Source organism: Flavobacterium aeripolare (assembly GCF_013294025.1).
In the GTDB taxonomy this organism is placed as follows: Bacteria; Bacteroidota; Bacteroidia; order Flavobacteriales; family Flavobacteriaceae; genus Flavobacterium.
Map to the genome: position 1 here is coordinate 506,094 of NZ_JABSNL010000001.1, position 10,473 is coordinate 516,566.

The window sequence follows — 10,473 nt, forward strand, 5'->3', positions numbered from 1 at the left end:
TTATCAGAAGTTTCTGTTTACGTTCTGTCTTCCATTCTTTTATTCGAAAAGAATCCAAACGGATAATACAACGGACAAAAACTTATAAAACTAGTAAGGATAAAAACTCCAGCAAACATTAAAAGAGCGATACCCACTGTTCCTGTAATTACATTGGCGAAGTATAAACCTATGAAAACTACTGCAATTAGGACTCTTACTGCTTTGTCAACTGTTCCCATATTTTTTTTCATCATAATACTGTTTGGTTTTGTGATTATTTAAGTTCAAGTGTTTTTTTGATTTCCTGATACTTTTCTCTACCAATTTCTCCTGATGCTAAACGTTTCTTTAATACATCAAGTGGTGTATCTTTTCTGGCTCTTTGTCCAGGTATGTTAAATGGGCTAGCAAAAATCCAAAATAATAATACCATCCAAACAAACCACCATATCAAGTGCATTCCTACGTAACTGTAATTGTTATATTCCATCATAATTTAATTATTTAAATGTGAGCGTAAAAACCAAGCCATTTTTTCATGCGTTTCTACAAGTCCTATAATAAAATCGCTGTTATCTAAGTCATGGTACTCGTTAGCAAAAACAGGAATATTATCTCTTAAGGACATGATTAATGTTTCATGGTCTATTAATAATTCTTTTAAGTAGCCTTGACTGTCATTCTTTTCTCGCTTTTGTGCAGTAAACTGTGTCACGCTGAGAAATGCTTTGAGCATCGCATCTACATAATGCCCTAAAGTGCGTATGCGTTCGCCAACGTTATCAATCATGCCATTTAATTCGCCAAACTGAGCTTCAAAGAATTTGTGCTTGTCAAGAAAGTTAGGGCCTTCAATATTCCACTGTGCGTGTCTAGTTTTGGTATATAATACATATTCATCTGCCAAGATCTTTCCTAGATCTCCTGCAACACCTTCTCTATTTTGGGCTGTGATTTCAATACTGTTTTTCATAATACTGTATTTAAAGCTCTTCATTTTGAATTCATGAACAAAGATGCGCCTTAAAGACTACTCATGAAATGACACAGCGTGGTTAAAAAAGTGATATTCATTACTTTAATTTGGTAAAAAAAATCAATAAAAAATATGAGTCTACATTCTTATTATTTCCTCTGTCCCTCTTAGGTAAAAAAGGCTTGATTTGAATGATGAGCAAATTATTAAAAGGTATAAACCTTTCAATGAAGCCGTCATTGCGATAAGTAAGCCGATGCCTAAAATTAGCATTATATCATCAAGATAATCGCGTTCGTAATAATTACATTAAAAAGGCTATTTCTATGATTAAAAAATAACATTAGTGATTTTTATTGGCTTCCATTTTATCTTTGGCTTTTTCTTTTTTTCTAAAAAAACCTCTTAGAAGAAAATTATGTTTTGCAGCTTCTTCTAACTCATTCAGTTTTTCTGTTGCTGTTCTCGTGTTTGTTACAATTGAATCTAGATCATTAGCCATTTTTTCATCTGAAAGCAATTTGGACACGATCCCTTTATCATTCTTTAACTTGGCTGTAAAAACATTTATATCGGCAGCACTTTTTTCAAATTTTGATAAAGTTTTCTTTAGACTGTTAGCATAAACAGGATCAGTCATAACTTTAGACAAAGAACCATTTTTATCGTTCATTTTTGTAGTAAAAACTACAAATTCGTCAGTTCCGGTTTCGAGATTTTGCAATGTTCGATCTATGCTTTTAGAAAACTCTTCATCGGTTAGCACCTTTGATAAAGCACCTTTGCCGTTATTGATTTTATAACTGAATTCTGATAACTCTTTGGTGATAATCTCGGCATTATCAATACTCTTTTTGAGTCCGTTCATCAAGTCCTCCATTCCTACGGCTTCAGTAGATTTTATTAGAGAATGATCTTTTACAATTTCTTGTGATGCACTTCCTGCAGCAATCATCAATACTTTGTCGCCCATCAATCCATCAGAACCAATGGTTGCAGAGGCATCTGTCTTGATATACTGTTGAATTTCAGAACGTATCACCATATTAACCATTACAATAGAATCAGACACGAATTCAATTTCTTTCACCGTTCCAATGTTGATTCCTGAAAGTTGTACATTATTGCCTATTTGGAGACCGCTTACATTCTTAAATTTTGCTTCCAAATGGAAGGTTGTTCCAAAAAGATTTTGGCTTTTGCCAATGAAATAAATAGCAACCAAGAACACCGTAAGCGATAGCACTACAAACATCCCAAGTTTCCAAGCTTTAATAATTTTATTTTCCATTAGATTTATTTTAAAAACTATATTTATGCTATTTGTAATTTATTCATATTCAAAAAAAGAACGCACCCATTCATCAGAACTGTTTTTAAGTTCTTCAAAACTTCCTTCTACATGTATCAATCCATCTTTTATAATTATGATCCTATTGGCGGTCATTTTTGCACAAATTATGTCATGTGTTATAACTATCGAAGTGGTTTTGTATTTTTCTTGGACCGATAGGATTAATTCACTAATTTCTTTACCAGTTATGGTATCCAGTCCTGCCGTAGGTTCATCATAGAGAATAATTTCTGGTTTAATGACTAAAGTTCTTGCCAGACCGATACGTTTAATCATACCTCCCGATAATTGAGAAGGCATTTTATCTATAGCTTCTTCAAGACCAACATTTTCTAATACCTCGATGATCTGTTTTTCAACCTCCTCTTTTGGTAAATCCTTAGTATGATGTTTTAACGTAAAAGCTAAATTGTCTCTTACAGACATCGAATCATATAAGGCACCATTTTGAAACAAAAACCCAATTCTCAACCGTATTTTATTGAGTTCCTTGTAGTTTAATTTTGTTACATCGGTTCCAAAGACGTCTATTATTCCCTTATCAACTTTTAGCAATCCTACTACACATTTGATCGTTACTGATTTACCAGAACCTGAACGACCAAGAATGACTAAATTATCTCCTTTGTTCACAGTTAAGTCAATGCCTCTCAATACGTTGTTTTTACCAAAGGATTTAGTGAGTTTTTTGATATTTATGATGGGTTGTTCTTGCATAGTTTTAAAAAAATAAATCGGTTATTTGTACTGCTAGCATATCCAAAATAAAAATTGACAGTGAAGCGGTGACTACTGCCGAATTAGCTGCTTGGCCTACACTTGCGGTTCCGCCTGAAGCATTAAATCCTTTGTAACAACCTATAACACCAATGAAAAATCCAAAAAAGAAAGTTTTTATGGTTGCTGGTAAAAGGTCTATAAAATCAAGATGCTCAACAACATCTGAGAAATAGCGCATTAAGCTAATACTGCTGTGCACGTTATACCCAATATAACCACCATAAATCCCTACTAAATCAGCAATAATAACAAGTAAAGGAACCATTAAAGAGGTGGCTAAAATTCTAGTAACCACTAGATATTTAAAAGGATTTATTGCAGAAACTTCCATAGCATCGAGTTGTGAAGTAACTTTCATAGATCCAATTTCAGCACCAATGGCAGAAGCAATCTTCCCTGCACAAATTAAAGCTGTAATCACTGGTGCAATTTCTCTTATTAGTGAAAGTGAAACCATACTGGGCAACCAAGATTCTGCACCAAATTTTGTCATTGTTGGTCTTGACTGTATGGTCAGTACTAAACCCATAATAAAACCTGTAATACTAACAAGGGGTATGGATTTGTACCCAATGGTATAGCATTGTCTTACAAATTCATTAAACTGAAAAACAGGAGTAACTAGTTCTCTAAAAAATCTTGCAATAAAAAAGGAAAATTTTCCAGCTTGAGTGAACTGCTCTTTTATAAAAGCTACCATGATTATTTTTTTAAATAGATAAATATTATTTGGTTAGGACCTAACTGATTTGAAATTTTTAGGTGAATTTTAATCTCTTGGAGCAAATAATATTATATTCATATGAATTGTAATACAGCTTATTACGTGTCGTATTTGATTTTATTTGCAACCTTAATACGAGTCTAGTAAATTTGAAAACCACATGATACATTTGTATATTCTCGATAAGGAGTGCTTCCTAATGATGATAGACTGTTGTATTTAATTAAAAACATAAATGTTAAGTTTTCTTATCTTTAAAAACAAGACGCTATTGATCTATTTAATCTTCGTCCAAATCATTGTGCGCATCGCCGCCCAAACTATACCCATTATTTTCTTCGTCTTCACTACCAATTTGTTCCATTGCATCGTCGAGTTCAGAACCGAGATTATCTAAGTCAGAACCGGAAACATCTTCAATAAAGTCCTTTTCGTTCCATTTGTTGTTTCTAGGCTTAATAATGAACTTTTTTTTCAAAATATTTTCTGGATCAATATCTTGTTCCTCTGTAAGTTTATTAAAGATATCATCGCTTGGTGTATAGTGTATTCGATCTAAATTACTTTGCTGTGATTCTGGTGATTTGAAAATATTTCTTGTTGATTTCATATTACTAATTGTATTGACAAATTATTGGTACCTGATTATTTAAAATTCTTACTAGGAATTACCCATTTTTTAATTGGTTAACATTACACTTCGATTTTTAATCGCCATGCTCTTATCATGCATCTCCCTTTTAAATTTTTCCATGGTTAGTCTTGCCATTAAATAACTTACTGTTGACTCTGCTCCTTGATTAAGATTGACATAACTATCTTCTAGTCCATCATAACAACCTCCTGTGCACGGGTTATAAATAATTTTGTGCAGATGATTGTTACCTAAAAACCAACTAAATGCCATTTCCATAGCTTGCTGATAGCGATTACACCTAAAAGTTTCATAGAATTTTGCTAGAGCTAGAATGGTGTAAGCCACATCGATGGGTTGCTCACCGCCAAGTATTTTCTCTTTCACTGGAGCATTATGGTGTAACCACCCTTTATTTGAAATAACTGTAATGTTATCATCTGACATAATTTTAGTTAATAAAAAATCAAACGACGTTTTTGCTATCTCTTTATAAACTATTTCTCCAGTAGCAAGGTAAGCACAGAGCATGGCTTCTGGTAAAATACTATTGCCATACGTCATATAGCTTTCAAACCAATGCCAAGTTGGTTTTAATTCGTGCTTGTACATTTGCATCAAGCGATTGGCTAATAACTTTATCAATGCCTTATATTCAAAACTCATTACTTTTTTATTACTGTAATAAATTCCTTTTATCGTAAAAGCCATAGCTCTTGTGGAATGCATGGATACGGCACCTATCAAGGCAGCTTGCATGGTATGCTTTGCATTTATGATTAATGATTTTGGCAGTATTTCGTGCATCGAAAGCAAAAATCCCAAAGCCCATATCGCCCGACCATTCGAATCTTCAAGATTTTCACTATTTTGTTCTGTAAATTTTTTATCTGTAGCTACATAATTTAAAAAAGTACCGTCTTTTTGTTGGCAAAAATGAATAAACTCATAATATCGGTTGATATAAGTTAAGTCTTCAGGATCATTTGTTAATTCAAAATGCTGGCACAGTGCTACTAATGCTCTCGCATTATCATCAAGCGTATACCCACTTTTATAATCGGGTTTGTTAATTACTGAGAATTGAATCATAGCAAATGATGTAGTCAGTTCTTTCAAATGATTTAAATTGATCTTGGGAGTAATATATTGCAGTCTAATTTTTCTATTAATAAATCTTTTGAATAAAGTAGCATGTGCAATTGCAGAGTTTTCCCAAGCTGTTGGCGCCATTTTATGAATACCATTGCTTGAAATTTCCTTACGCAACTTTGGATTATCGAGCAATAAGGTTACTTGTTTAGCTAATTGATTTGAGTCACCAAAATTGATTGTCAATCCTCCTTTGTTTTTGATTAACTCATTTGCATGTGGTATTGGCGTTGAAATTACAGGACAACCACAACTTATTGCATACGAAAACGTACCACTAACCGCCTGATTAGGATCATTTGACGTGAATAGATAAATATCTGTAAGTTGTAAATAATCTAACAATTCATCAAGTGGCAGAAAAGAATTAATAAATTTCACATGTTCTTGCAGCCCTAAGGTTTCAATTTTATGTTCTAAACCCTCACGGTATTTTTCTCCCTCTTCCAAAACGACAGAGGGATGCGTTTTACCTATAATCAAAAACACAACATTTGGACTTTTTGCAATGATGGCAGGCATTGCATCTAGCGTTGTTTCGATAGATTTACCTGAGCTTAATAAACCAAATGTAGAGATTACCTTCCTGCCTAATAAATTGTATTTTTCTTTTAAAATTTCCTTATCTATGTACTTCACTAAGTGGATGCCGTGAGGAATAACAGTAATTTTATCCATTGAAATTCCATAATCCTGATGCAGTAATTTTGCTGAGTTTTTTGTCATTACTATAAATGAGTCAACACTTGCATTAATTTGTGCAACATTCTCTCTCAATGCCGCATCAGGATTAGGTAAAACCGTATGAAAAACAATGATATTACTCTTATTTATAGACTTTAAAAAATCAATAAAATCAGCTTCGTTTGATCTAAATAGTCCAAATTCATGCTGAATAAGAACTAATTCTAGCGATGTGTTTTTGTTGATTTGCGCTGCAAGTTCACGATAGGAATTTTCATTATCTGTTTCTAAAACAGTGACCACTTTTTTTCCATAGCTGTATTTATGTTTCTTTGTTTCTAATGCTGCTATTTTTATATCAAATGTGTTTTCGAATTTGTTATTTAATGCAAAAATTAAATCTTGTGAATAGGTAGCAATGCCGCACTCGCGTGGCGGATAAGAAGTTATAAATAATACTTCAGATCTACTGCCGGCCTTAACTATTTGTTTAGTAGTCGCTATCGAGTTAATTAGAGGTTCGTTTACAACTACAAATGCATCATTATGCTTTGATCTTACGTTATTTATCATCTTCTTTTTTATAAAGTATTAATTCATTTAGCAATCCTGAAAAGGAAACAGAGGCACAGGCAATTCTTTCGTCTGCAGCGCCATAATAGATATATAAAGTATCCTCAAAAAGTGCTGTACCTGTTGGAAAACAAACATTATTAACTTCGCCGTTTAATTCCCAATCTAATTCTGGCTTAAAAAGTGGATAAGGAAGTCTAGCAATCTCTTTTTGTGGGTTTTCGAGATCCAATAAGGCAGCACATCCTGCATAAATGAAACCATCAGCACCATCTTTCACGCCATGGTAAATTAACAACCATCCTTGCGCCGTTTCTATGGGTGGACAACCTCCACCAACATAACTGATTTCATGATCAAATTTAGAACTGAGCACTACATAATCATTAAAATGTCTCAGATAATCTTGATAAAACACTTCTGTCAAATCTTTTAAATCTTTGACCCCTACAACAATCTGAACTTCAGGTCGAATGCGATGCAAAAAATAAAAATTTTCATTTATTTTTCGCGGAAAAAAAATCACGTTCTTATCCCAAACTAGATATTTATTATTGTCTTTTTCTAAGCTATTTGTGTGTTCATTGTATCGAAAATATTTTGGGTTTATGGCTGTTTCTTCTTCGGCCAATCTATCAAACTCTTCGAAACTGATTTGTGGTACTATAACCCCTTTTTTTTCAAAATGAATCAAATCCTTAGAAATAGCAAGACATCCTAGAGCATTGATTCCATCAAAACCGGTATACGTTAAATAATAGAGGTCTTCAATTTTTACAATTCTAGGATCTTCCATACCTTGGCACTCATAATCAAACTCAGTAATCAAAAGAGGTTTTCTATCTATTTCAAACAATGTCAAAGGACCATCGAATTTGCAATAACCAATGGTCGAATGATTTCCTTCAGCCACAGCACGATAGAACATATGAACAAAATTGCCTTCTTTTATGACAGCAGGATTTAGTACACCTTCGTTTTCAAACGGAAGTATTGTTTTACTTAATACCACACCTTCTTTCTTTACTTGTATCATTGTCTATCGTGTCTTAAATTAGTTTTTGTCTCTTTATCTGAAATACAGCCTCCGCAGAGGCAATGTTTATTGTTGCATATACATCTAAAAGACAAAAAAAGGTGCAGCGAATCCCAGAACTCGAGAGAATTTTTTTGCATCAATTGTTTCTAGAAATTTGTAAGGTGTAAGTACAATAATTATTTTCATGATAATTTTAGTTTAATTTTCGAAAATGCATTTATGGGTATAGTGGTGGGCAAGTCTGGCAACATTAATAAGGCTGGCTCAGTCTTCATATTATTCTGTATGTACTAATCATATAGCATGTATATTCTAAATTATTTTGCTTTGATCAACAAATGCATAATCATATTCTACTACTAATCTATTATTCACTGACAATACTCCTGGGGTATTCCAAGCAATACGCCCAGCCTCTTCCTTTTGGTATAGCGAAGTCACATCACCTGTTAAGGTAACCATAGCACCTAAAACCGTAACAGTAATATCTTTGGCATTGATAGACCAGTGGCGTGCCAATGCATTTTCAACATGTTTTTTCTCAATACCATCAGGAACTTGAGATTTAATTTTGATATTGCAAGTAACACCTTTAACTCCCATAAGATAATTTACTGCACTTTTGGCTGCATCTCTTTCATAGTTACAGGATAATTCTCCATCAAGAGTAACCCAGCCTCTTTCTACTTTGACCTTCACTTTATCTTTAGGCACTGACCAGTTACTATCTAAGGCATATACAACCTCAACAGCAATCTCATTGTCATCTTTGACAAAATCATTATTGATAACTGTAATGTTTTCAACTACAGCTTTTACACCTGCCACGTTTTTGGTTGCATTTTCTACTTCTATCTTCTTGTAATAGCGATCGACATTTCCTGTTAAGGTTACAATACCATCTTTTACCATCACTCCTATTTCTGCAGCATGCATAAGGGGTTCAAATTGAATAGCATTCTGAACATCTCTTTGTAACTCTTCATTTGTTTTCATATCTGTAGTGCTTTAATTTAATTGCTTTTATCACTAGCTTAGTGCAGGTCACTTTTAATAAATTATTTGACAAAGTTGAGGTACTTTTTTTCGAATGGAAATGATTGTAGGACTATCTAAAAGTGATGTGAAACACTTTTTTCAATATCAGTCCGTGAAACTCATAGTATTTGTTTTCATTACAAGTATTTAAATTGATTTACAATGTGAAGAAAAACTAAGTATATTCTAGGTAATACACTCAGCAGTTCCTTTATGATACAATGAATTAAAGATTCTTTTCAATAAAATAATTCGAAACTAGTGAAGCTACACTACTATTATTCGAAGTTATTTTCCCATTATTTTAATGTAATCTTGCCTGCCGCTTTTTTTATTATTTACTAGAACACAATTGATATAATCACTTTCATTATTATAACTGCATAATCAGGAAGAATGGATATGCGAAAAGGAATAGAAATGGGTGTTGCTGATTGTCCAACAAACCATTTTATTGATTTAGACTTTCAAATGCTATTAAAACTCAGCTAAACAAAAAAAGAAATGCAACATTATCACATAGTGAGTGATTCATTATCAGGTTCTACTATAAAACATACACTGGAGATTATGTGGCCATTTGCAATTTCATAATCCAAATTCTGTAACGAAGCCGCAATTTTTACTTTCGAAAAATCGTAATTTTCAGTAGTATAATTCGAAAATGGCGGCGCCAAAAATATGTGCTTTTTCCTAGGATAAAGACCAAAAGACTTTAGCTAATTTAAGATTCCCTAGTAACTCAATTTAATAAGATATGATGAAATAACGAGTGATTCTTCCATTTCTAGATCTACTTTATGAAAATTGGCTTGACTACAAATCGCTAGGCTTTTACCATTTTGCCCCATAAAATCACTTTTGCCAGAATCTTGTGCAAAGGAGCTTGAAGGATCAGGATTTTTTATGATTATAAAGAACGAAATTCTATATCCCCTTGGTATTGCTTCAGAATAAAACAGGCTCTGCAGCTAATGTTCCTTTTCTACCGCAAGCCCTTATAATAATCGATAAATATATGGATCATCCTCTTTGTATGCAACGTGGCACTGTCCTGCCTGTAGCCTCAAATCAAAAAATAAACGAATATTTGAAGGAGATTGCTTTATTGTGTGCTTTTCCGTTTGCTCCCGATACACAGATGGCTCGCATGACCTTTGATTGGTACGTACAAAGCTGTAAGAGGCTACTATCAAAATGTACGAAGCTATAAGGATAGCGAAGCTAAATTACAATCAATTATTTTGGGTGGTACTGCACAATTAAAATCTTAAAAAGCTTTTGAAATCTGTACTAATTTTCAAAATAGGGGTTATTTTAGCCCCTTATAAGTTCAGAGTGATATTCTAAATTTCAAATAGTACATTTGAGATATGAAATACAAGAAATGGAGTTTAGAAGAGAAGTTGGAAATTTTATCTTCTTGCGAAGAATTAGGCGTTGTAGAAACCTGTCGTAAATACAGTGTTAGTACAGGAAGTTTGTATAGTTGGAAGAAGAAGCATGAGAAACAAGGAGAGGCAGGCTTAAAAGTTAC

11 protein-coding genes and 1 pseudogene are annotated in these 10,473 nt (G+C 33.2%); 2 read left to right on the forward strand and 10 right to left on the reverse strand.

What is annotated here, in order from left to right:
* Positions 1 to 17 precede the first annotated feature (17 nt).
* The 10 genes from HNQ00_RS02115 to HNQ00_RS02160 form a co-directional block, all read right to left on the reverse strand.
* A complete protein-coding gene (locus HNQ00_RS02115) occupies positions 18 to 236 on the reverse strand; it encodes a YgaP family membrane protein (RefSeq protein ID WP_371738720.1) in 219 nt (72 codons plus the stop codon).
* Between the two features lie 20 nt (positions 237 to 256).
* Entirely contained in the window at positions 257 to 475 is a 219-nt protein-coding gene (locus HNQ00_RS02120; RefSeq protein WP_316930247.1) for an SHOCT domain-containing protein, read from the reverse strand.
* A 3-nt stretch (positions 476 to 478) separates the two neighbouring features.
* Entirely contained in the window at positions 479 to 979 is a 501-nt protein-coding gene (locus tag HNQ00_RS02125; protein WP_254598422.1) for a Dps family protein, read from the reverse strand.
* 322 nt (positions 980 to 1,301) lie between these two features.
* Positions 1,302 to 2,249 carry an MlaD family protein gene (locus tag HNQ00_RS02130; RefSeq protein WP_173836593.1) on the reverse strand — a complete coding sequence of 316 codons (948 nt, stop codon included), beginning with the start codon at positions 2,247 to 2,249 and terminating at the stop codon, positions 1,302 to 1,304.
* A gap of 39 nt (positions 2,250 to 2,288) precedes the next feature.
* Entirely contained in the window at positions 2,289 to 3,029 is a 741-nt protein-coding gene (locus HNQ00_RS02135; protein ID WP_173836594.1) for an ABC transporter ATP-binding protein, read from the reverse strand.
* A gap of 4 nt (positions 3,030 to 3,033) precedes the next feature.
* Complete coding sequence (locus HNQ00_RS02140; RefSeq protein WP_026707183.1) at positions 3,034 to 3,792, reverse strand: MlaE family ABC transporter permease; 759 nt, start codon at positions 3,790 to 3,792, stop codon at positions 3,034 to 3,036.
* 304 nt (positions 3,793 to 4,096) lie between these two features.
* On the reverse strand, positions 4,097 to 4,426 hold the full coding sequence (locus HNQ00_RS02145; protein ID WP_173836596.1) for a hypothetical protein: 330 nt from the start codon (positions 4,424 to 4,426) through the stop codon (positions 4,097 to 4,099).
* Between the two features lie 69 nt (positions 4,427 to 4,495).
* Entirely contained in the window at positions 4,496 to 6,859 is a 2,364-nt protein-coding gene (locus HNQ00_RS02150; protein ID WP_173836598.1) for a glycosyltransferase, read from the reverse strand.
* Complete coding sequence (locus HNQ00_RS02155) at positions 6,849 to 7,895, reverse strand: glycoside hydrolase family 130 protein (protein WP_173836600.1); 1,047 nt, start codon at positions 7,893 to 7,895, stop codon at positions 6,849 to 6,851. Before HNQ00_RS02155 ends, HNQ00_RS02150 begins: the two co-directional genes overlap by 11 nt.
* A gap of 315 nt (positions 7,896 to 8,210) precedes the next feature.
* Entirely contained in the window at positions 8,211 to 8,894 is a 684-nt protein-coding gene (locus HNQ00_RS02160; RefSeq protein ID WP_173836602.1) for a BON domain-containing protein, read from the reverse strand.
* A gap of 1,199 nt (positions 8,895 to 10,093) precedes the next feature.
* Between HNQ00_RS02160 and HNQ00_RS16310 the strand changes: the two are divergent.
* Positions 10,094 to 10,210: pseudogene (locus tag HNQ00_RS16310) on the forward strand (DUF932 domain-containing protein); the annotation flags it as partial.
* A 99-nt stretch (positions 10,211 to 10,309) separates the two neighbouring features.
* Positions 10,310 to 10,473 (forward strand): transposase (locus HNQ00_RS02165; protein WP_173836604.1); only part of this gene is annotated, 164 nt, incomplete at its 3' end.

Bases quoted from the DNA above. Each gene is read 5' to 3' on its own strand.
- HNQ00_RS02115 (WP_371738720.1), bottom strand. From the start codon at position 236: ATGATGAAAAAAAATATGGGAACAGTTGACAAAGCAGTAAGAGTCCTA.
- HNQ00_RS02120 (WP_316930247.1), bottom strand. From the start codon at position 475: ATGATGGAATATAACAATTACAGTTACGTAGGAATGCACTTGATATGG.
- HNQ00_RS02125 (WP_254598422.1), bottom strand. From the start codon at position 979: ATGAAGAGCTTTAAATACAGTATTATGAAAAACAGTATTGAAATCACA.
- HNQ00_RS02130 (WP_173836593.1), bottom strand. From the start codon at position 2,249: ATGGAAAATAAAATTATTAAAGCTTGGAAACTTGGGATGTTTGTAGTG.
- HNQ00_RS02135 (WP_173836594.1), bottom strand. From the start codon at position 3,029: ATGCAAGAACAACCCATCATAAATATCAAAAAACTCACTAAATCCTTT.
- HNQ00_RS02140 (WP_026707183.1), bottom strand. From the start codon at position 3,792: ATGGTAGCTTTTATAAAAGAGCAGTTCACTCAAGCTGGAAAATTTTCC.
- HNQ00_RS02145 (WP_173836596.1), bottom strand. From the start codon at position 4,426: ATGAAATCAACAAGAAATATTTTCAAATCACCAGAATCACAGCAAAGT.
- HNQ00_RS02150 (WP_173836598.1), bottom strand. From the start codon at position 6,859: ATGATAAATAACGTAAGATCAAAGCATAATGATGCATTTGTAGTTGTA.
- HNQ00_RS02155 (WP_173836600.1), bottom strand. From the start codon at position 7,895: ATGATACAAGTAAAGAAAGAAGGTGTGGTATTAAGTAAAACAATACTT.
- HNQ00_RS02160 (WP_173836602.1), bottom strand. From the start codon at position 8,894: ATGAAAACAAATGAAGAGTTACAAAGAGATGTTCAGAATGCTATTCAA.